Consider the following 21,115-nt stretch of genomic DNA (forward strand, 5'->3'; position numbering starts at 1 on the left):
GGGACCACCAGTGAATGAGTCACCACGCACACCGTTGCACCGGGAGGACAGCCTTCCGGTGGATAACCGGCGCGTCCTGAACGGGCGCTACGAGCTGGGGAACCTCATTGGCCGCGGCGGCATGGCGGACGTCTACAGGGGCACTGACACCCGCCTGGGCAGGACCGTTGCCATCAAGCTGCTGCGGCCGGACATGGCCCGGGATCCGCAGTTCCAGGCACGCTTCAAACGTGAGGCGCAGGCGGTGGCAGCCCTGAACCACCCGTCGATCGTGGCGATTTTCGATACCGGCGAGCACGTGGTCAACGACGGTTCCACCGAAGACGTACGCGTGCCCTACATTGTCATGGAATTCGTTGAGGGCAGGACCCTGCGTGAATTGATCCGTGGCAACGAGGTCAGTATCAGCCAGGCGATCGACTATTGCCTGGGCGTCCTGGCAGCCCTTGAATACAGCCACAAGGCCGGCATCGTGCACCGGGACATCAAACCGGCCAACGTGATGTACTGCCCGGGCAGCAACTCGGTGAAGGTGATGGACTTCGGCATTGCCCGGGCCATCGCCGATTCCTCCGCCACCATGACCCAGACGCAGGCAGTGGTGGGAACGGCCCAGTACCTCTCGCCGGAACAGGCCCGGGGCGAGACCGTGGATGCCCGCAGCGACCTCTATTCCGCTGCGTGCCTGCTGTACGAAATGCTGACTTCGCGGCCGCCGTTCGTCGGCGACAGCCCGGTTTCCGTGGCTTACCAGCACGTTCGCGAGATCCCGGAGCCGGCCAGCAGCCTGAATCCGGATGTGTCGCCGGCGCTGGATACCGTCCTCGCCAAGGCCCTGCAAAAGAACCGGACCGACAGGTTCCAGGACGCGGCGTCCTTCCGACGTGCCCTGCGCGCTGCAAAGGCCGGTGTTCCCGTGCCGGCCGTAGCGGCGTCAGAGGCGCCCACCGATCCCAATGACCACGTTCCGCAGGCACAGCCGCCCACCGAGGCATTCGCCGCCGCAGGGGCAAGCTTCCTTGACGATGCCCCGACCGGGCGGCTCGCTGCCACCAACCTTTACCATGACGACGGCGGAGCAGCAGCCCCGGTGGAACTGGCCGACGAGCACGGGGCGGACGCGTATGGGGCCGGCGTGCTCCCGCTGGGCCTCGCCACGGAACGTGAGCCGAGCACGCGGCAGAAGTCCCGGCGTCGTGCCTGGATCGCGACGCTGGTCATCTTCACCCTCCTGATCCTCGCCGGCGGCGGGCTGTGGCTGTACCAAACGGTCAACCGGCCAGCCCCCGCGCCGCCCAAGGTGTCCATCCCGGCGGTGGCGTCCATGACGGAGACAGCCGCGTTGCAGGAGCTGTACAACGCCGGCCTGAGGCCCCGGATTGCACGTTCCGCCAACGACACAGTTCCCAAGGGGACCGCGATCGGGACGGATCCCGCGGCGGGTGGTTCGCTGGATCCGGGGGCCGAGGTCATCCTCAACGTCTCGGACGGCCCCAGTTCAGTGAAGGTCCCCGACAGCCTCCCCGGCAAGACCGAGGCGGCTGCGCGTGACATCCTCCGCCAGGTCGGCCTGGTGGGCGCCCCGTCCACCACCACCGCCAACAGTGCCACGGTCCCGGCCGGAATTGTCATCAACTCCAACCCGGCTCCCGGACAAAGCGTCGCTGTTGGCAGCAGCGTGGAACTGATCGTCTCCACCGGAAAGGTGGTGGTCCCGGAACTTCGTGGCCTCATGCGTGACGAAGCCGAAGCAGCACTGAAGGAGCTCGGCCTGGTGCCTTCGGTGCTTGAGGTGGAAAACTCCCAGGTGGAGCCGGGCAAGGTCACTGACCAAAGCGACCCGGCCAACGCCGCCGTGGTGCAGGGCAAGACCATCACCGTCGTGGTGGCCAAGGCACCGCCGCCCCCGCCGGCACCGACGGATACGGCCACCCCCACGCCAACACCGACGCCCAAGCCCACTAAGAAGGGCTGACGCGCCGGGTATCGGCTACTGCTGGATCAGCGGGCTCAGCTTCGCAGCCCGCGCAGCCGCACCCTTCATGCCCAGCGACTCAAGCCAGTTTCCGAGCATCTGGTACCCACCCTCGGTAAGGACCGATTCCGGGTGGAACTGTACCCCGCACAGTGGTGCCGTCCGGTGTTGCAGTCCCATGACCACCCCGGAGGCAGTCTGCGCCGTGATTTCCAGGACGTCGGGGATGGATTCCCTGACCGCGGCCAGCGAGTGGTAGCGGGTGGCTGTGACGGGGGAGGGGAGCCCGGCAAAGACGCTGGTCCCGATGTGCTCCACCTTGGACGTTTTGCCGTGCATGAGTTCAGGAGCATGTGTCACCTTGCCGCCGAAGGCCTCTGCCAGCGCCTGGTGGCCCAGGCACACACCGAACATGGGGACGCTGTTTTCGCCGCACCACTTGATCAGCTCGATGCAGACCCCCGCCTCCGCAGGGTTTCCGGGCCCGGGGGAAATGAGGACGCCGTCACGGGTGCTGGCCAGTTCGATGGCCTCGGCGAGGGTGACGTCGTCGTTGCGGACCACGGTGGTCTCGGCACCGAGTTCCTGGAGGTAGCCCACCAGGGTGTAGACAAAGCTGTCGTAGTTATCCACTACAAGGATCTTGGTTGTGGTCATGGCTGGTCTGCGGAACCAATCGTTGAGTCGGTGAATGGGGTGAAATGGGACATCCAGGGGAAGAGGAACTGGACCATCAGGACCAGGGCAAGGAAAACCAGTGCCAGCGAGATGATGATCCGGAGCCACAGCGGCCCGGGGAGGTGGCGGAAGATCCAGGCGTACACGGTCAGCTCCTTCCGGTGGCTGCCGCCACCTGGGCCGCAATCTCGGCCGGTGGTCCTGCCGCTGCAGGCCGCCAACTGTCCAGCAGGGCGTAGGCGATGATGCGTTCTTCCGCTCCGAAGCGCGGGTTGCAGCTGGTCATGGTGAGGTAGCTTTCGGTGGGCGCGGCACCCGGCTGGGTGGGGACCGGTTCCAGGACATCGGTGCGGGAGGGCATCACGATCTGGTTGTTCCGGAAGACGTAGACGTAGAAACCGTCTTTGGTCTGGACGTAGATCTTGTCGCCCGGGACCAGGGTGTGGATGTTGTCCAGCACGGCCCCGTGCGTTTGGCGGTGGCCGGCCACCGCGAAGTTGCCGACGGCGCCGGGCATGGCGGTGTTGCTGTAATGGCCCAGGCCGAGGGTGTCCAGGACGTCCTGGCTGGTTCCCTGGACGATGGGGCGGGTGTAGGTGGGACCGAACCTGGGGATGTACATGATGCCGATGGTGCCGGCGTGGCCTGGAGCCGTCCCCACCACGGGCTTTCCAAAGTCCTCACCGGCGGCAGGAGGGGCCGCCGGTGCCGAAGCCGAGGGAGCGGGGGCCGCGCTGCCCAGGTCCTGGGCGAACTCCTTGATGACCTGGCTTTGCTTGGCATCGGACTCGACGTTGGTCCACCACAACTGCCACGCCACAAAGAGCAGGAGGATGACGCCAACGGTGATCAACAGTTCACCGAGCACCGAGATGATGCCGTGCAGGCGGGCACGGCGGGGCGCGGGCGCAGTGGCGGGCCCCGCCTTTTCCTGCAATACCACGCGTTCTCCTCCGGGCGTCTACCCTGGGCACCGGCTGCCCATCAACTGCGGCTAGAATTGGCTGCTAGTAAGAATCCAGATTTGACCAAGATCGCGCAGACCGCTGGCAATTTCCTTCTTGCAGGATACCAAGCCCGGGCCGCCGAGCTTGCCCAGCCCGCCAAGGAGAGCCAGTGCCCGAGTCAAAGCCTCGCAGGAAGACCGCCAGCACCGCCCAGCCGGCATCACCACAGGCCTATAAGCCCAACCCCGTATGGTTCAAGCCGGTCATGTTCGGCCTCATGATCATCGGCCTCTTCTGGATTATCACGTTCTACATCAGTGAGGGACGGTTCCCGGTCCAGGCCTGGCAGTCCTGGAACATCGTTGCGGGCTTCGGCATCGCCATCGTCGGGTTCCTGATGACCACCCGCTGGCGCTCCTAGCGCCTGCCGCGGAACTGTTCCAAGGAGGACTCCACTGGCTCCGGATTCCAGCGGCGTGATCGTTGGCGACGATGGCCTGGCACGGCCCGCCTGGGCTGCCACGGATCCGCTGATGCGCAACTATTACGACCAGGAATGGGGGCTGCCCGTCACCGACGAGCAGGGCCTTTACGAGCGGATTTGCCTTGAGGGTTTCCAGGCGGGTCTTTCCTGGGCCACCATCCTGCGAAAGCGGCCGGCCTTCCGCGCGGCCTTCGCCGGCTTTGATCCGGATGCCGTGGCCCTGTTTGGCGCCCAGGAGGTGGAGCGCCTGATGCAGGACCCCGGCATCATCAGGAACCGGCTGAAGATCCTTGCAGCGGTGAAGAACGCCCAGGCAACCCAGGAGCTCAGGAACGACGGCGGACTGGTGGACTTCGTATGGAGCTTCCGTCCGGCCAGCACGCCTAAGCCGCAGTCAGTTGCCGATATTCCCACCCAATCCGAAGAGTCAGTAGCACTGTCCAAAGCGCTTCGAAAGCGCGGATTCTCCTTCGTGGGCCCCACCACTATGTTCGCCCTGATGGAAGCCATCGGCATGGTGGACACCCACCTCCTGCAGAGCCACCGCCGCGGATCGTCCGGCGTGTGGTCCAATGGGGCCTAAAGTCACTGGCGCCGGCCATTATCCCCAGCTGTTGGGAAGGTTATCCACAATGTGGAGAACCTTCCCAACAGACCGGAACTGTTGCTGCTGCACCGCCCTGCGGGGCCTTCTCCAACCAACCTGCTGGCCAGATGCGGTTATTAACAGTGTGGAATACCTGTGGAAAAGGGCAGTGCCGCGTGGAGGACGCCCCGCCGGCCAGAACTAGGAACGGTCCCGCCGGACCGGATGGTGGCTGGTGATGGACACCCTGTTGAAGGCATTCATGGTCACGGCCAGCCAACTCACGGCCGAAAATTCACCAACGCTGAGCCGCTCCCGCGCGTAAGCCTCCGTGTGTTCCCGTGACCGTTCATCCGGGAGTTCTGTGATGCTTTCCACCAGTGCCAGGGCGGCCCGCTCCTGGTCTGTGAAGAGTGCCGTTTCGCGCCATGCGGGCAGGACTGCAAGGCGCTGCGGGGTTTCGCCGGCCTCGGCGGCCTTCCGCACATGGAGGTCCAGGCAGTACGCGCAGCCGTTGATCTGGGAAATGCGAACATTCAGGAGTTCCACCAGGCCCCGGCCCAGCCCGGCCTCTTCTGCTGCTTCCTGGACCTTCAGTCCCAACCCGCTGATGGCTCTCCAGAGGGCCGGGTGCTGTTTATCCAGGTACAGGTGTTCGGTGGCGCTCACGGGGGTCCTTGTCAGTTGAACGGCTTGGCAGGCCACCATCATAGGCAGGAGGCTGCCGGCGACCGACGACGCTTGTCCACTTAACAACAATGCGATACCCACAAGTTATCCACAGATGTGGGAAACTTCGTGGAAATCCAGCACTCGTGGCCCTGCCGCCCTACTCCCACGGGCTCAGCCCCGCCCCAAACAACAGTGCTGTCACTTATTAACAGTGTGGATACTGATGTCGATAACCTCCTGCTGGGGGTGTGCAGCGGGTTCCATTCACCCCTCTACTCCCGGTTTTTCCACAAGCAGGTCCGAAAATGGCTGCTTATCCACTTACGCACAGCAATATCCCCACAGGTTATCCACAGATGTGGAGAAGGAAGGCCCGGTGCACCTGTAAGGGAACGAAGAAAGCCGGGAGAAGCCAAACCAACGATTGAACTACAGTTGTGTAAGTTACCAACACTGTGGATAAGCACTGTGGAAAATAGGAATGCCCCCGGCACCGGAAGTGACGGGGGCATTATGTGGCCCGCAGGCCGGGGAGGGGTTAAAGCGCCACCCGTGCCCAGCTGGCGGCGACGAGAAGCACCACAACGGCGGCCAGGCCGAGTGCCTGGAGGACGCCCTGGCGGCGCCCGCGCGGCGTGTAGGCAAGGACGGCAGCGCAAAGCCCACCGGTTATAAGCCCGCCCAAGTGGGCCTGCCAGGCGATGTGGGGGATCAGGAAACCAATGACGCCGTTAATGGCAATCAGGACCCACAGCTGCCGCGTATCGCCACCCCGCCGGCGCTGGATTAGCAGCATGGCGCCGAAGAGGCCAAAGATGGCACCCGAAGCGCCGACCAGTCCCACCAGCCCTTGGCCGGGAACCAGCACGGGGTTCAGCAGCAGGTAGCCCACTGAGCCGCCAAGGGCGGAGATCAGGTACACGGCAAGGAAGCGGGCCCGGCCCAGGACCGGTTCCAGCGCCTGCCCGAAGATCCACAGCGTGTACATGTTCAGGAGGATGTGGAGAAAGGAGTCCGGGGAGTGGAGGAAGGCTGACGTCACCATCCGCCACGGCTCGAAAGCGCCGTACTGCGGGGCGGCAAAGATGTTGTTGTAGGCGAACTGCTTGTAGACCCAGTCGCCTGGAATGAGCATTTGCAGGGCGTAGACAACTACGCACGCTGCGATGATGCCGAACGTCACCAAAGGCTTGCCGGTGGCTACGGCGCCGCCGTAGACCGACCGCACCTCCGGCGTCGTACGTTTTGTTTCGTTGACGCAGTCAACGCATTGGAATCCGACGGCGGCCGCCCGCTGGCAGTCCGGGCATGCCGGGCGCCCGCAGCGCTGGCAGCGTACGTAGGACGGCCGGTCCGGGTGCCGGGGGCAGACCGGGACCTGGGCGGACGGCTCTGCCGACGGAATTCCGTAACTCATGGTGCGGCGTTACAGCTGTTCGATGTCGATGCTGTTGATGGTGACGTCCTCAACCGGGCGGTCGCCCATGCCGGTGCGGACACCCTCGATGGCGTCGACAACCTTCTTGGATTCCTCGTCGGCGACTTCACCGAAGATGGTGTGCTTGCCCTGCAGCCAGTCCGTGGGAATGGTGGTGATGAAGAACTGTGAACCGTTGGTGCCCTTGCCCATCTGGATGCCGGCGTTGGCCATGGCCAGCTTGTAGGGCTGGTTGAAGCTCAGTTCGGGGTGGATTTCGTCGTCGAAGCGGTAGCCGGGGCCACCGGTTCCACGGCCCAGGGGATCGCCGGCCTGGATCATGAAGTCCTTGATGATGCGGTGGAAGATGGTTCCGTTGTAGAGCGGCGTGCCGGTCTTGTCCTCGCCTGTCTCCGGGTGGGTCCAGGCCTGCTCGCCGGTGGAAAGGCCCACGAAGTTCTTGACCGTCTTGGGCGCGTGGTTGCCGAAGAGGTTAACCACGATGTCGCCGAGGCTGGTGTGGATGGTTGCTTTTGCGGTTGCGATGGCAGTCATAGGTTGATTCTCCCATGCCTGTTCCGGGCATCCATGGCCGCAGGGGCAGTTCCGCGCTGGGTGAAATCGCCCTAAAATCCGCAGAGTGAATAGCCCGTGGTGATCTGGGCACGTAGGCTAGCGACAGAACCGTCACATTAATCGGGAGGTAGTTGTGAAGAAATCGGATCGTATTGCCCGTGACCTTGAGCAGTCGGTCACCAGTGCGGTGGAAAACGCCAAGGATTGGGCGGCCCCCCGGGTGGAAGCTGCCGTGGACTGGGCTGTTCCCCGCCTCCAGCAGGGCCTGGATACCGCATCTCCCAAGATCCAGGAAGGCCTGAAGACGGCGGCCCACAGCCTGGCCGATGGCGTCGCCACCGTGACTCCCCGGATCCAGGACGGACTGGCCCACCTGGCTCCCAAGATCAATGACGTGGTGGAAGGCGCATCGCCCAGGCTGCACGAGGCCCTGGACAAGGCCACTCCAGTGGTCCTGAATGCCCGTGACCGGGTGGTGGTGGATTACCTGCCCAAGCTCTCGGACCAGATTGGCGTGGCATCCGGCGCCGTCCACCGCACCCTGGAAAACACCCCGGCCCGGGTTGACGCCGTCGCGCAGAAGCTCGGGGACGTGGGCATCATCCACGCCCTCCAGGAGCAGGCACAGGCCACCGGCACGCAGCTGAAGGCGGCCGCCGCTGGAGCCAGCCGGGCAGTTGACGCGCAGCTTGCCCAGCCGGAGAAGCCGAAGAAGCGCGGCTGGCTGGTGTTCGGCGTAGTGGCCGCTGCCGTTGCAGCCGGCGTTGCCGCGTGGAAGGCATCCAAGCCGGTCGAGGACCCTTGGAAGACGCCCTCGCCGGTCACCCCGACCCCGGCACCCGTCCCGGCCACCACTGTCAGCGACGTCAAGGCAACCACTGCCGACGCCGCGGACAAGGGCACTTCCGCAGCCGCATCCGCAGCCGGTGCCGCCGCTGACAAGGCCGGCGACGCTGCTGAGACTGCCGCTGATACATCAGCGGATGCCGCCGACAAGGCCAAGCACGTTGCCGACGACACCGAAGGCGGCGCCAAGATCGTTGCCGATGAGGACAAGGGCACCAGCAAGGCCTGATATCAGCCATTCACACGAGGGGCTCCGCTTGACGGCGGGGCCCCTTTTTGTGCCTCTACCGGTCTGCGGAGGCATCTTTCCCGGATGCTAGATTTGAACTGATGTCAGCCAATCGATCCTCTGGGGATGCCGTGAACGACGCAGCCGTACAGCTCCGCGTGTCAATCGTCATCCCGGCGTACAACGAGGAAAGCGTGATCAGGCAGTGCCTGATAGCTGCCATCTACCAGTCCGTTCCCGCCCACGAGATCATCGTGGTGGACAACCTTTCAAAGGACCGGACGGCTGACATTGTCCGCCAGATGCAGCTTGAGTATCCGGAGAGCCCCATCATCCTCCTGAGCCAGGACCGTGAGCAGGGACTCATCCCCACCCGGAACTTCGGGCTGGACAGTGCCACCGGGGACATCCTGGGCCGGATAGACGCCGACTCCATTGTGGAACCCGACTGGGTTGAGCAGGTGCAGAAGGCCTTCGCGGACCAATCGGTCCAGGCTGCGACCGGCCCCGTGGTCTACTACGACATGCCGATGCGCCGCTTTGGACTCAAGGCGGATGACAAAATGCGCCAGCTCATGCTGAAGCTGGCCAAGCACCAGTACCATTTCCTGTTCGGCTCGAACATGGCCCTGCGGGCCAGTGCCTGGGAAACCATCCGTTCCGAGACCTGCCGGGATGAGAAGGACGAGATGCATGAGGACATCGATTTGTCCCTGCACCTGGCCGACCATGAGCTGCCGGTCCGTTATTGGCCGCAGATGGTGTCCGGAATGTCGGCCCGCAGGCTCGAGGATTCACCGCGGGACTACCGCTATTACGTCACCCGGTTCGACCGGACGTACAAGGCGCACAACGTCAGGAAGATGGCGCTGAAGGCGCCCATGGTGGTCTTCTTCTCGGTGTACTTCCCGGCCAAGCTCCTCAGGGCCATCCACACCGTCAATACGGCCCAGCCGGTAAGGCGCGGCGGCCAGTAGCGCCTAGTCGGTTCCCAGCCCGGCGAGGTATTCCGACGGCGGATCCTCCTGGGGATCGCTTCCGCGGCCCCTGCGCCCCGGGTTCCGCCGGCCCCGCCCATCCCTTTGACCCTTGCCGTTCCTTTGACCCAGGACGACGACGGCGAGTCCCGCCAGGATCAGGCCGAGCCCCGCGTAGGTGCCTCCCGGCAGGGTCTCGTGCAGGAACAGGGCGGCCAGCAGCGCTGCGCCGGGGATTTCCAGGAGGATGATCATGGAGACGATCAATGGGCTCATGGTGGCCAGCAGGTGGTTGAAGGCAGTGTGGCCCACCAGTTGGGCACAGACGGTGATGGCTGCGATACCCAGCCAGCCTGCCGGTTCGAACCCGGCCAGGGGTTGCCCCCAGAGCAGCGCCATTAATGCCACGAGGACGGCGCACATGCCGTAGCAGAGCGTCGTATAGGTACCGGTGGACATACTCTGCCGGGCCTTGCCGCCGGCGAGCGTATACAGGCCGGCCAACGCTCCACCGGCCATGGCCAGCAGGTCGCCCGTGAGGGCCTGCGGAGAGGAGCCCATGTCGAACCCGGTGATCGCAACGACGCCCCCAAAGGCAATTCCCAGGCCCGCCAGGACCTGCCAGCGGTGGCGGATGCCGCGGAAGAGCTGGAAGACGGCAATCCATGCCGACTGCAGGCACACGAGGGCGGTGGCAGCTGCTACGGACGTCAGCTGAAGGGATGTGATGAAGCAGGCGAAGTGCAGGGCAAGCGCAATGGCGGCGAGCATGGACCAGCGGAACTCCCTGCCGCTGATCCTGCGGAACTGGCCGGGTTCCCGGACAAGGGTGGGAGTTGCCATGACAGCGGCACCGATGGCATTGCGCCAGAAGGCGATGGCAAGCGCGCTGACGCTGGTGGCTCCAAGGGTGGCGGCTATCAGCGGCCCTGAGGACGCGACCCCCAGGACCCCCAGGGCCGCGAAAAAGAAGTTCAATGCAGCCCCCTGGTGCTGGTTCCTTGCGCAGGCGGAAAGCAAAAAGTCCCGGCCGGCGTTTCCGCTGACCGGGACTTCCCTATGGTGGAGGCACGGGGACTCGAACCCCGAACCCCCTGCTTGCAAAGCAGGTGCGCTACCAATTGCGCCATGCCCCCATAAGAAGCAACCCGTCCATCATACCCTAGAACCTGGGAGCCTCTGACCGGCTCCCGGATGGGTGTCCGGGCTAGTCCACCGTGTCGGTTGACTTGCTCCAGACCGTTTTCCGGGCTTCGGATTCCTGTGCTTTCCGGTAAACCAGGAAGCCTGCGATTGCGGCTGCCAGTACAAGCAACTTCTTCACATGCTCCCCATTCCGGCCAGGTACCGGACGGATCCGGACCAAACCTCGGTTTGAAACCTGCACAGGTTCCGTGGGCGTACCAGGACTTGAACCTGGGACCTCTTCGTTATCAGCGAAGCGCTCTAACCGCCTGAGCTATACGCCCTCATTCCCTCATCGGGCCGAGACATGACTTTACAGCACACCCCTGCCCGATCTCAAATCGGGGCATTCCACCGGCGTGGAGCCGGTGGAATGTCGTCCTAATCGTCGGTGAGGGTCACGCCGATGCCGCCCACCAGGGTGGCGGAAATGTTGTACAGGACGGCGGACAGCATGGAGAGCGCCGTCAGCAGGACAACGTTGACCACGGCAATGATGGTGGCGAATGATGCCACCTGGCCCAGCGAAGCAACCTTCTTCAGCTCGAAGCCGCCGCTTTCAGCGCCCGCCAGCGTGCCGAGGAGGCTGTCCACCTGGTCGAAGATCCCGGTCAGGTCCAGGACGGTCCACAGGACGATGGCGGCCACCACCGTGACGATGCCCAGTGCCACGGACAGCAGGAATGCCATCTTCAGTACGGACCAGGGATCCACCTTGCTGATCAGCAGCCTGGCGCGGCGGACCTTTGCCTTCGGAGCGGGCTTCACCAGGCCTGGTGTTCCCTGGCCGGAGGCTCCCGGCGCGGGACGCTGGCCTGGCTGTGCCGGGCGCTGGCCGGGCTGGCCCTGGAGGGGGCGTTGGCCTGGCTGTGCCGGGCGGTCTCCCTGTTGGGGGCGCTGGCCGGGGACGGCGGGCCGCTGGCCCGGTGCGCCGGTGGCCGCCGAGGGGCGCTGCTGCGGACGAACGGGGGCGTTCACGCGGGGTGCCGCTGAAGGCCGGTTCCCGTCGGGAACAGTACTGTTCGGCTTGGGAAATGAGTCGGAATTACTCACTCGTTACCTCCGTGTTGTCTTCGTTCGGCTCAGCGTCGCCCGAGGCGTCCTCTGACTCAACGGCCGGTGATTCTTCTGCCATTGCTGGCGCGGCGGATTCCCCAACGGTTCCGCCATCTTCAGCCAACGTTACGTCATCGCCGGCGGATTCCTCGTCCTCGAGACCGCGTTCGCTGTTGCGTGCCACCTCGATGATCCGGTCGTTCTTGTCCGGTTTGGCGAAGATGACGCCCATGGTGTCGCGGCCCTTTGCCGGAACACCGGCCACGGAAGAGCGGACAACCTTGCCGCCCTCCATGACCACCAGGACTTCGTCTTCTTCCTGGACGATGAGTGCGCCCACCAGGTGGCCGCGCTCTTCCTGGTATTTTCCTACCTTGATGCCCAGGCCGCCGCGGCCCTGCAGCCGGTACTCCTCCACGGCCGTCCGCTTGGCGTAGCCGCCTTCGGTCACGATGAACACGAATGAACCGTCGGTGACCACGTCTGCGGCCAGCAGTTCGTCATCCTCGCGGAATTTCATGCCGGTGACGCCGGAGGTGGCACGGCCCATGGGGCGCAGGGCGTCATCGGTGGCGGTGAAGCGGATCGACTGGCCCTTGCGGGAGACCAGGAATAGGTCGTCGGTTTCCGAGACCAGCTGGGCGGAGACCAGTTCGTCACCGTCGCGCAGGTTGATGGCGATTACGCCCGCCGAACGGTTGGTGTCATAGTCTTCCAGCCTGGTCTTTTTCACCAGGCCCCTCTTGGTGGCGAGGACCAGGTACGGCGCCTGCTGGTAGTCCTTGAGATCCAGCACCTGGGCGATGTGTTCATCAGGCTGGAAGGCCATCAGGTTGGCCACATGCTGGCCCTTGGCGTCGCGGCCCGCTTCCATCAGTTCGTAGGCCTTGGCGCGGTAGACCCGGCCCAGGTTGGTGAAGAACAGCAGCCAGTGGTGGGTGGTGGTAACGAAGAAGTGCTCCACCACATCGTCACCACGCAGCTGGGCGCCCTTGATGCCCTTGCCGCCGCGCTGCTGCGACCGGTAATTGTCGCTGCGGGTGCGCTTGACGTAGCCGCCGCGGGTGATGGTGACCACCATCTCCTCTTCGGGGATCAGGTCTTCCATGGACATGTCGCCGTCGTAGCCCATGAGGATCTTGGTACGGCGGTCATCGCCGTGCTTGTCCACGATTTCGCCGAGCTCGGTGCTGATGATCTCGCGCTGGCGCTGCTCCGAACCGAGGATTTCCTTGTATTCGGTGATCAGGGCTTCGAGTTCTGCGTGCTTTTCCTGGATGCGCTGGCGTTCCAGGGCGGCGAGGCGGCGCAGCTGCATGTCCAGGATGGCCCGGGCCTGCAGCTCATCGATGTCCAGCAGCTCCATCAGACCGTCCCGGGCTGCCTCGGTGGTGCTGGAGGCGCGGATGAGGGCGATGACCTCATCCAGCATGTCCAGTGCCTTGAGGAGCGCCCGCAGGATGTGGGCTTCCTCCTCCGCCTTGCGCAGCCGGTACCGGGTACGGCGGGCGATGACGTCCATCTGGTGCGTCACCCAGTGGCGGATGAAGGCATCCAGGCTCAGGGTCCGCGGCACACCGTCCACGATGGCCAGCATGTTGGCGGAGAAGTTGCTCTGCAGCTCGGTGTGCTTGTACAGGTTGTTCAGCACTACCTTGGGCACGGCGTCGCGCTTCAGCACGATCACCAGGCGCTGGCCGGTGCGTCCGGATGTTTCATCGCGGAGGTCGGCAATGCCCTGGATCTTGCCGTCCTTGACCAGTTCGGCGATCTTGATGGCCAGGTTGTCGGGGTTGGCCTGGTACGGAAGCTCGGTGACCACCAGGCAGGTCCGGCCCTGCAGTTCCTCTACGGCCACCACGGCACGCATGGTGACCGATCCGCGGCCCGTGCGGTAAGCGTCTTCGATGCCCTTGTGGCCAAGGATGGTGGCGCCCGTGGGGAAATCGGGGCCCTTGACGCGCACCAGCAATTCCTCAAGGAGTTCCTCGCGCGTGGCACCCGGGTTGGACAGGTACCACTGCACGCCGTCGGCTACTTCCCTGAGGTTGTGCGGCGGGATGTTGGTGGCCATGCCCACGGCAATACCGGACGAACCGTTGACCAGCAGGTTGGGGAACCTGGCCGGCAGGATGGTGGGTTCCTGGTTCTTGCCGTCGTAGTTGTCCTGGAAATCGACGGTTTCCTCGTCGATGTCCCGGACCATTTCCATGGCCAGCGGCGCCATCTTGGTTTCGGTGTACCGCGGTGCGGCGGCGCCGTCGTTGCCGGGTGAGCCGAAGTTTCCCTGGCCGAGCGCCAGCGGGTAACGCATGGTCCAGTCCTGGATGAGCCGCACCAGGGCGTCGTAGATCGCGGTGTCACCGTGGGGGTGGTACTGGCCCATGACCTCGCCTACCACGCGGGCACATTTGTTGAAGGACCGGTCGGGGCGGTAGCCGCCATCGAACATCGCGTACAGCACGCGGCGATGCACGGGCTTGAGGCCATCGCGGACGTCGGGGAGGGCACGGCCCACGATGACGGCCATGGCATAGTCGAGGTACGAACGCTGCATTTCTGTCTGCAGGTCCACCTGTTCCACGCGGTCGATCAGCACGTCGCCTTCAAGAACGGTGTCCGGAGTTCCGTCCTCAGGGGCGGAATTCTCGGGGATTTCGTCGCTCATTAGTTATTTTCCGTTTCAGGTATATGTCTGGTTCCGAATTCTTTGGAGCGGGTCCTTAGATGTCCAGGAACCTGACGTCCTTGGCGTTCTGCTGGATGAAGTTGCGTCGGGATTCCACGTCTTCACCCATGAGGACAGAGAAGATCTGGTCGGCGGCGAGGGCGTCGTCCATGGTCACCTGCAGCAGGGTGCGGTGGTCAGGGTCCATGGTGGTGTCCCACAGTTCGGTGTAATCCATCTCGCCGAGGCCCTTGTAACGCTGGATGCCGTTGTCCTTGGGGATGCGGCGTCCGGCTGCCTGCCCGGCCACGAGTTTGGCGTCCCGTTCGCGGTCGCTGTACACGTAGTCGTGCGGGGCGTTGGACCACTTGATCCGGTACAGCGGCGGCTGGGCGAGGTACACGTAGCCGTTCTCGATCAGGGGCCGCATGTAACGGAACAGCAGGGTCATCAGCAGGGTGGTGATGTGCTGCCCGTCCACGTCGGCATCTGCCATCAGCACGATCTTGTGGTAGCGGAGCTTTGCGAGGTCGAAGTCCTCGCCGATCCCGGTACCGAAGGCGGTGATCATGGACTGGACTTCGGCGTTGCCCAGGGCCTTGTCCAGGCGGGCACGCTCCACGTTCAGGATCTTACCGCGCAGCGGGAGGATGGCCTGGGTCTCGGGGTTGCGGCCGCGCTTGGCGGAGCCACCGGCCGAGTCGCCCTCCACGATGTAGACCTCGCATTTTTCCGGGTCCTTGGAGGAGCAGTCCGACAGCTTGCCGGGCATGCCAAAGGACTCCAGCGGGCTCTTGCGGCGTGCGTTGTCGCGGGCTTTGCGTGCGGCCATCCGGGCCTGCGCGGCGGAGATTGCCTTGCGGATCACGTCGCGGGCGGGGCCGGGGTTGCGCTCGAGCCAGTCGCCCAGTCCGTCGGTGACCACGCGCTGGACGAAGCCCTTGACCTCGGAATTGCCGAGCTTGGTCTTGGTCTGACCCTCGAACTGGGGTTCAGCCAACTTGACGGAGATGACGGCGGTGAGGCCTTCACGGATGTCGTCGCCCGTGAGGTTGTCGTCCTTCTCCTTGATGATGCCTTTTTCCCGGGCATAGCGGTTGACCAGGGAGGTCATGGCGGCGCGGAAGCCTTCTTCGTGCGTGCCGCCCTCGTGGGTGTTGATGGTGTTGGCGTAGGTGTGGACGCTTTCGGAATAGGCGCTGGTCCACTGCATGGCCATTTCCAGGGCGATCTTGCGGTCCGTGTCCTCGGTTTCGAAGGCTATGACGTCCTCATGGACCACCTCCACCTTCTTGCCCGAGTTCAAGTGCCGGACGTAGTCAAGGAGTCCTTCGTCGTACTGGTACACCACGGTGCGGTGCTCAGCGCTGACTTCGCCCTCGGTGCTGAGGTCATCAAGGTCCAGGTCGCCGTCGGCATCGTCCCCAACAGGCGCGCGCTCATCCGTCAGGGTGATCCGCAGGCCCTTGTTCAGGAAAGCCATCTGCTGGAAGCGGGCACGCAACGTCTCGAAATCGAACTCCGTGGTCTCGAAGATCGCCGGATCCGGGTAGAACGTCTGGGTGGTTCCGGTAGCGTCCGTCTCTTCGCCCTTGACCAGGCTGCCCTGCGGCTTGCCGCCGTCAGCAAAGGACATACGCCATACGTATCCCTGGCGGCGCACTTCGGTGTCTACCCGGCTGGAGAGGGCGTTGACCACGGAGATGCCCACGCCGTGCAGGCCGCCGGAGACGGCGTAGCCACCGCCACCAAATTTGCCGCCGGCGTGCAGGATGGTCATGACCACCTCGACGGTGGGCTTGTGTTCCGTGGGATGCATGTCCACCGGGATGCCACGGCCGTCATCGACTACCTTGACGCCGCCGTCGGCCTGCAGGACGACCTCGATGTGGCTGCAGTATCCGGCCAGAGCCTCGTCCACGGAGTTGTCCACCACTTCGTACACCAGGTGGTGGAGGCCACGGGGTCCGGTGGAACCGATGTACATGCCCGGACGCTTGCGGACAGCTTCGAGGCCCTCGAGGACAGTGATGTCGCTGGCGCCGTATTCCCTTGGCGTGGCCGCCGGAGCCGGGGTGTCTGGGGTGCGACCATCCTCGACTGCTGTATCTGCTGCCAGAATATCTGTATTGTCGTTAGCCACAGGCGCTGCGACTCCTCTGTTCTCGATGATGGCCGGCCGGTGCCTCTCCCAGGGAAAGCCACCCGCCAACAGGCACAAACTTATGGCGCCGGTGACCTGCTGACGGTGGTGCTCCGTTCCCTGAACGCGGAGAGCGCGCGGAGAACGGACTGAAGTCAACGTTTCATCCGCGCCCAGTTATCTGCACCAATTCTACCGTGAACCGGCTCATATCCCCGCATTCGGAGGCCCTTCAGCGCAGGTGAATATGGCTGTGCGAGGCTCTTGGCCGCGCCTAGGGCGGCCCAGCGGTACGCCCTCCGGGTGCCTATACACGCAATGGTCCTTACAGCGCCCTACACGCCCTTGCACGCAGTTTCAAGAGTTGCCGCGCAGGCTATCCGTACGTGTCCCGGGGGCCCCGGCCCTGGACACTGCGCCCACCCTTGCGCCAGCTCGGTGCCGACGGTCCGAGGACCTGGATTCTGGTGACCACTCCTTCGCCCAGTTCCCGGCGGAACTTATCAAGCAGGCTGGTGCTCAGGAGCCGAAGCTGGGTGGCCCACGCCGTGGAATCGCACCGCACGTGGAGGGTGGTGTCGGTAAAGCTCTCGGGTGTGCAGTGGGAGGAGATTTCCGGTCCCACCAGGGTTGCCCACTCTGCCATGACCGAGCCAACGGCGACGGGTGACGTCCAGCCCCGCTCAGCCACCAGCCGGCCAACCACTTTCCCCAGGCCCAGGGGATCCCGCCCGGTGGCGTGGAACTGGCTGAAACCGCGGGTGTCCCGGATACTGCCTTTGGTTTTCTGTGCGCCCGGGCGCGCCACCTTCCGGCGGACTTCGCCGCGCGCGGCCGCGGCTTCGCGCATGCGGTTCAGTGCAGCCTGCGGGGCGTCGATGTCGTCCGGTTCCCGGCCTGGCTGCAGCCCGCCGCCTTGGTCACTGCTCATCGATACCTCCCGGGACGACCTTCACCCGCCGTCCGGAGAGTTCTTCCGGAATATCGGCGTCGACGGCGGCGGTCACCAGGACCTGTTCCGCGCCGGAGACTATTGCGGCCAGTTTACGCCTGCGCTGGACGTCGAGTTCGGCGAAGACGTCGTCAAGGATGAGGATCGGTGCAGAACCCCCGGTACGGGCATCGTCCAGCATCACGTAGTACGAGGCCAGGCGGAGGGACAGGCACATGGACCAGGTTTCGCCGTGCGAGGCATACCCCTTGGCGGGGGCTTGCCCGAGCATCAGCTCCAAATCGTCACGGTGCGGACCGACCAGGGAGATGCCGCGTTCCAGTTCTTTCCTGCGGGATTCTGCGAATGCCTGGACGTAGCGTTCCGTGAGTTGGTCCACGGACAGAAGGCGGAGGTCATCGGGGCCGTCTGAAGAACCTCCCGCCGAGGCGCGCTGGGCACCTCCGGCCGGAACGCCGTCATCGTCCATCTGGTTCTGCAGGGTTGACCGGTAGGTGGCATCCGCCGGCTTGGACGCATCCGTAAGTTCCGCGTAGGCGCGGGCGAGGTGCGGGCGCAGCTTTTCCACCAGCTCCAGCCGCGCGTGCAGCAATTCCGCTCCGGCCCTGGCCATGTGCTGGTCCCACACTTCGAGCGTGGATTCATGCGCGGAGGTGAACTTTCCAGCCCGCGCAGACTTGAGCAGGGCGTTGCGCTGCTTCAGAACCCGGTCGTAGTCACTGCGGGTGGCCGCATGGTGAGGGATGAGGCTTGCCAGCAGCTCATCCAGGAAGCGGCGGCGGTTGGACGGATCTCCCTTGACCAGCGCCAGGTCTTCCGGAGCAAAGAGCACTGTCTGGCAGATGCCGACCAGGTCACGGGCGCGCACCGGATTACTGCGGTTGATACGCCCACGGTTTGCCCGGCTGGCGTTGATTTCCAGTTCAAGGACCGTGGTCTGCGTGCCGCGGACCAGCCGCGCGCGGACCAGCGCACGTTCCGTGCCGAACCTCAGCAGGGGCGCATCGGAGCTGACCCGGTGCGAACTGAGGGTGGCAAGGTAGCCGATGGCCTCCATCAGGTTGGTCTTGCCAATGCCGTTGTATCCCACCAGGACGGTGACGCCGGGCTCCAGGGAGAGATCCACCTGGGCGTAACTGCGGAAGTCGGTCAGTGAAAGGTGTTCCAGATACACGCGGTTTTCGGCAATTCTGGGAACTCTGCTGGTTCCCGGTGGGTGCTACTTGGCGGGACGGGTTGCGTGGCCGCCGAACTGGTGACGCAGCGCGGAAACCATCTTCATGGCTGGCGACGTGTCCTCCCGGGAGGCAAACCGGGCAAACAACGCGGCTGTGATGGCGGGGGCGGGAACGGCGTTCGCGATGGCTTCCTCAACGGTCCAGCGGCCTTCACCGGAGTCTTCCACGTAATCGTCGATCGAGGCCAGGCCGGGATCCTCGTCAAGGGCCTTGACCATGAGGTCCAGGAGCCATGAACGGACAACGGTGCCTTTTTGCCATGCCCGGAACGTGCCGGGAAGGTCGGTGACGATGTCCTTGGCTGCCAGCAGTTCGTAGCCTTCGGCGTATGCCTGCATCAGGCCGTACTCGATGCCGTTGTGGACCATTTTGGCATAATGGCCGGCACCAATGCCGCCGACGTGGACGAAGCTGTCCGCCCTTTCACCTTCGGGGCGCAAGGCATCGAAGACCGGCAGGGCACGTTCGATGTCGGCGGCATCGCCGCCGGCCATCAGTCCATACCCGTTCTGCAAGCCCCAGACTCCGCCCGAGACGCCGCAGTCAGCGAATCGGATTTCCTTGGCGGCAAGGAGTTCGCCGTGCTTCTGGTCCTCGGTGAACCTGGAATTACCTCCGTCGATGACCAGGTCGCCCGGTTCCAGCTTTTCGCTGAGTTCAGTGATGACCGCGTCAGTGATGGGCCCCGAGGGCACCATCACCCAGATGATCCTGGGCGCCGGCACGGCGGCGATCAGCTCATCAACGCTGGCAGCATCAGTAACGTCCGGGTTCCGGTCGTAGCCGGTGACTTCCAGTCCTCCCTTGCGCAGGCGCTCACGCATGTTGAACCCCATTTTGCCGAGGCCGATCAGTCCAATATGCATGGTGAACTCTTTTCTGCGCTGGTTGGGAAGGGTGGCGATGGGTGGGGACTAGTTCGGAAGGCGGACCGGCATCACCAGGTAGCGGTAGTCGTCCTGGTCTTCGCCGTCAGCGTCGGCCTGGGCCGTAATCATCGCGGGTTTGGGCGCCGTGGTGAAGGAGAACCGGACAAATTTGGTTTCGATTACGCTGAGGCCCTCGATCAGGTAATGCGGGTTGAAGGCCACCGTGATGTCCTCGCCGGACAACTGGGCTTCCAGCTCTTCCGATGCCTGGGCGTCTTCTCCCGTACCGGCATCAAGGTTGAGCAGGCCGTCGGTGAAGGCAAGGCGGACCGGGGTGTTGCGCTCGGCCACCAGTGAGACACGGCGGACAGCCTCAACCAGTTCCTGCGTTTGCACCGTGGCGTGGATCGGCGTGGACTCGGGGAACAACGACCGGATCTTGGGGTAGTCGCCGTCCACCAGCAGTGAGGTGGTGGTGCGGCCGCCGCTCTCAAAACCGATCAGGCGGCTGTCGTCGTCGGAGAGGGCGAGGTTGATGTCGCCGCTGTTGCCAAGCGTTTTGGCTACCTCGTTGAGGGTTTTGGCCTTGACCAGGGCGCTGGTGGAGATTCCGGGAGTGACAGGTTTCCACGGCACTTCGCGCATGGCCAGCCGGTAGCGGTCGGTGGCCAGGAGTGTGATCAGGTCGTCTTCGATCTCCATCCGCACGCCGGTGAGGATGGGAAGCGTGTCGTCCTTGCTGGCCGCGATGATCACCTGGGAAACAGCCTGGGCAAAGGCATCGCCGGGTACGGTTCCGCTGATGGCCGGCAGGGACGGAAGCGGAGGGTATTCGGCTTCCGGCATGGTGGCGAGGTGGAAGCTGCTTCGGCGGCAGGTGAGCGTGACTTTATTGCCGTCGGTTTCCACGTCCACCGGGGCGGAGGGCAGGCTGCGGCAAATGTCGGCCAGGAGGCGTCCGGAGACCAGGATGGTGCCTTCATCCCGGATATCGGCGGTGATCTCAAGGCGCGCCGAGGTTTCGTAGTCAAAGCTGGAAAGGCTGACGGTTCCGGCTTCGGCTTTCAGCAGGAGGCCGGAGAGGACAGGCACTGGAGGCCGCGGAGACAACGACCGGGCTGTCCAGGTGACGGCTTCTGCCAGGACGTCCCGATCGACTCTGAACTTCACGGAAGGGTGCCGCCTTTCATTGCTGCTGCCATGTAAAACCGGGAATTTCGCAGGAAACTCCGGAAGAAGTTGGGCGCACCCCGGCTGGTGCATGGTCCGCGGAGACAGAAACCACACGAAAACCCAGGGATGGGAGCGCTGCTGACAGCTTAGCCGGAAGATCCGGGATTAACCCATCCCCTGAAGACCGGCCTGGCCCTTCAGGGGCCAGCAGGCCCCTTCTCGGATGGGCGGAACGTTCTTGTTGTTTGAGGGATTTCGATTTTTTGGGATTAGTAGTGTTAATAACTGCTGTGGAAACTGTGGAAAACCCGGCCCTGCCGCATGTTTCCGCGCTTAAGCCCTGTTCACCGGATGTGCGTTAACTGGGTTTTAAACAGGGTGTGGATGGGGACAACGCAAACGGCCATTTTTAACGATCCACAGACGGCTTAAGGGTTTTAAGCC

Annotated in this window: 20 protein-coding genes and 2 tRNA genes; 5 read left to right on the forward strand and 17 right to left on the reverse strand. The window is 64.2% G+C overall.

Features of this window, described 5'->3' with window-relative positions:
- Positions 1-10 precede the first annotated feature (10 nt).
- Positions 11-1,975: a Stk1 family PASTA domain-containing Ser/Thr kinase gene (gene pknB / locus ACFVTD_RS10475; protein WP_387562025.1), complete on the forward strand. Its 1,965-nt coding sequence runs from the start codon at positions 11-13 to the stop codon at positions 1,973-1,975.
- 15 nt (positions 1,976-1,990) lie between these two features.
- On the opposite strand, the gene ACFVTD_RS10480 is transcribed toward pknB, so the two are convergent.
- Genes ACFVTD_RS10480 through ACFVTD_RS10490 form a run of 3 tightly spaced genes read right to left on the reverse strand, consistent with a single transcriptional unit; the run spans position 1,991 to position 3,596 of the window.
- On the reverse strand, positions 1,991-2,632 hold the full coding sequence (locus tag ACFVTD_RS10480; protein ID WP_141158786.1) for an aminodeoxychorismate/anthranilate synthase component II: 642 nt from the start codon (positions 2,630-2,632) through the stop codon (positions 1,991-1,993).
- Positions 2,629-2,799: a hypothetical protein gene (locus tag ACFVTD_RS10485; protein WP_387562029.1), complete on the reverse strand. Its 171-nt coding sequence runs from the start codon at positions 2,797-2,799 to the stop codon at positions 2,629-2,631. Before ACFVTD_RS10485 ends, ACFVTD_RS10480 begins: the two co-directional genes overlap by 4 nt.
- A gap of 2 nt (positions 2,800-2,801) precedes the next feature.
- Entirely contained in the window at positions 2,802-3,596 is a 795-nt protein-coding gene (locus ACFVTD_RS10490) for a class E sortase (RefSeq protein ID WP_387562032.1), read from the reverse strand.
- Positions 3,597-3,769: 173 nt separating this feature from the next.
- Here ACFVTD_RS10490 and ACFVTD_RS10495 point away from each other — a divergent pair, with 173 nt between their 5' ends.
- Together ACFVTD_RS10495 and ACFVTD_RS10500 are read left to right on the forward strand one after the other, a co-directional pair.
- Positions 3,770-4,021 (forward strand): cell division protein CrgA, encoded by a 252-nt coding sequence (locus ACFVTD_RS10495; protein ID WP_141158788.1) that lies wholly within the window; start codon positions 3,770-3,772, stop codon positions 4,019-4,021.
- Between the two features lie 34 nt (positions 4,022-4,055).
- On the forward strand, positions 4,056-4,667 hold the full coding sequence (locus tag ACFVTD_RS10500) for a DNA-3-methyladenine glycosylase I (protein WP_387562679.1): 612 nt from the start codon (positions 4,056-4,058) through the stop codon (positions 4,665-4,667).
- A 204-nt stretch (positions 4,668-4,871) separates the two neighbouring features.
- On the opposite strand, the gene ACFVTD_RS10505 is transcribed toward ACFVTD_RS10500, so the two are convergent.
- The 3 genes from ACFVTD_RS10505 to ACFVTD_RS10515 form a co-directional block, all read right to left on the reverse strand.
- Complete coding sequence (locus ACFVTD_RS10505; protein ID WP_387562035.1) at positions 4,872-5,339, reverse strand: carboxymuconolactone decarboxylase family protein; 468 nt, start codon at positions 5,337-5,339, stop codon at positions 4,872-4,874.
- A 541-nt stretch (positions 5,340-5,880) separates the two neighbouring features.
- The gene (locus tag ACFVTD_RS10510) at positions 5,881-6,759 is read right to left on the reverse strand and encodes a rhomboid family intramembrane serine protease (protein ID WP_387562038.1); all 879 of its coding nucleotides are present in this window, start codon (positions 6,757-6,759) and stop codon (positions 5,881-5,883) included.
- 9 nt (positions 6,760-6,768) lie between these two features.
- Positions 6,769-7,314 (reverse strand): peptidylprolyl isomerase, encoded by a 546-nt coding sequence (locus ACFVTD_RS10515; protein WP_141158792.1) that lies wholly within the window; start codon positions 7,312-7,314, stop codon positions 6,769-6,771.
- Positions 7,315-7,468: 154 nt separating this feature from the next.
- On the opposite strand from ACFVTD_RS10515, the gene ACFVTD_RS10520 reads away from it, so the two are divergent.
- Both ACFVTD_RS10520 and ACFVTD_RS10525 read left to right on the forward strand, forming a co-directional pair.
- On the forward strand, positions 7,469-8,410 hold the full coding sequence (locus ACFVTD_RS10520; RefSeq protein WP_387562041.1) for a hypothetical protein: 942 nt from the start codon (positions 7,469-7,471) through the stop codon (positions 8,408-8,410).
- Positions 8,411-8,511: 101 nt separating this feature from the next.
- On the forward strand, positions 8,512-9,387 hold the full coding sequence (locus tag ACFVTD_RS10525) for a glycosyltransferase (protein ID WP_387562044.1): 876 nt from the start codon (positions 8,512-8,514) through the stop codon (positions 9,385-9,387).
- A gap of 3 nt (positions 9,388-9,390) precedes the next feature.
- On the opposite strand, the gene ACFVTD_RS10530 is transcribed toward ACFVTD_RS10525, so the two are convergent.
- From ACFVTD_RS10530 to dnaN, 11 genes are all read right to left on the reverse strand, one after another.
- On the reverse strand, positions 9,391-10,365 hold the full coding sequence (locus tag ACFVTD_RS10530) for a DMT family transporter (protein WP_387562046.1): 975 nt from the start codon (positions 10,363-10,365) through the stop codon (positions 9,391-9,393).
- 82 nt (positions 10,366-10,447) lie between these two features.
- A tRNA-Ala gene (locus ACFVTD_RS10535) sits at positions 10,448-10,523 on the reverse strand.
- Positions 10,524-10,594: 71 nt separating this feature from the next.
- Positions 10,595-10,711, reverse strand: coding sequence for a DLW-39 family protein (locus ACFVTD_RS10540; RefSeq protein WP_210411329.1), 117 nt, complete (start codon positions 10,709-10,711; stop codon positions 10,595-10,597).
- A gap of 71 nt (positions 10,712-10,782) precedes the next feature.
- Positions 10,783-10,856 (reverse strand) — tRNA-Ile (locus ACFVTD_RS10545).
- Between the two features lie 97 nt (positions 10,857-10,953).
- Positions 10,954-11,625 carry a DUF3566 domain-containing protein gene (locus ACFVTD_RS10550; protein ID WP_387562049.1) on the reverse strand — a complete coding sequence of 224 codons (672 nt, stop codon included), beginning with the start codon at positions 11,623-11,625 and terminating at the stop codon, positions 10,954-10,956.
- On the reverse strand, positions 11,618-14,296 hold the full coding sequence (gene gyrA / locus ACFVTD_RS10555) for a DNA gyrase subunit A (protein WP_387562052.1): 2,679 nt from the start codon (positions 14,294-14,296) through the stop codon (positions 11,618-11,620). The genes ACFVTD_RS10550 and gyrA overlap by 8 nt, the downstream gene beginning before the upstream one ends.
- Positions 14,297-14,351: 55 nt before the next feature.
- Positions 14,352-16,439, reverse strand: a complete 2,088-nt coding sequence (gene gyrB, locus ACFVTD_RS10560; RefSeq protein ID WP_387562055.1) for a DNA topoisomerase (ATP-hydrolyzing) subunit B — start codon at positions 16,437-16,439, stop codon at positions 14,352-14,354.
- 376 nt (positions 16,440-16,815) lie between these two features.
- Positions 16,816-17,370 carry a DUF721 domain-containing protein gene (locus tag ACFVTD_RS10565; RefSeq protein WP_387562058.1) on the reverse strand — a complete coding sequence of 185 codons (555 nt, stop codon included), beginning with the start codon at positions 17,368-17,370 and terminating at the stop codon, positions 16,816-16,818.
- Positions 17,360-18,565, reverse strand: coding sequence for a DNA replication/repair protein RecF (recF, locus tag ACFVTD_RS10570; RefSeq protein WP_387562061.1), 1,206 nt, complete (start codon positions 18,563-18,565; stop codon positions 17,360-17,362). Before recF ends, ACFVTD_RS10565 begins: the two co-directional genes overlap by 11 nt.
- A 45-nt stretch (positions 18,566-18,610) precedes the next feature.
- Positions 18,611-19,495 (reverse strand): phosphogluconate dehydrogenase (NAD(+)-dependent, decarboxylating), encoded by an 885-nt coding sequence (gnd, locus tag ACFVTD_RS10575; protein ID WP_387562064.1) that lies wholly within the window; start codon positions 19,493-19,495, stop codon positions 18,611-18,613.
- Positions 19,496-19,543: 48 nt separating this feature from the next.
- Positions 19,544-20,668 (reverse strand): DNA polymerase III subunit beta, encoded by a 1,125-nt coding sequence (gene dnaN, locus ACFVTD_RS10580; RefSeq protein ID WP_141158802.1) that lies wholly within the window; start codon positions 20,666-20,668, stop codon positions 19,544-19,546.
- Between the last annotated feature and the right edge of the window lie 447 nt (positions 20,669-21,115).

The sequence above is a fragment of the Pseudarthrobacter sp. NPDC058119 genome (genome assembly GCF_042884655.1).
In the GTDB taxonomy this organism is placed as follows: Bacteria; Actinomycetota; Actinomycetes; order Actinomycetales; family Micrococcaceae; genus Arthrobacter.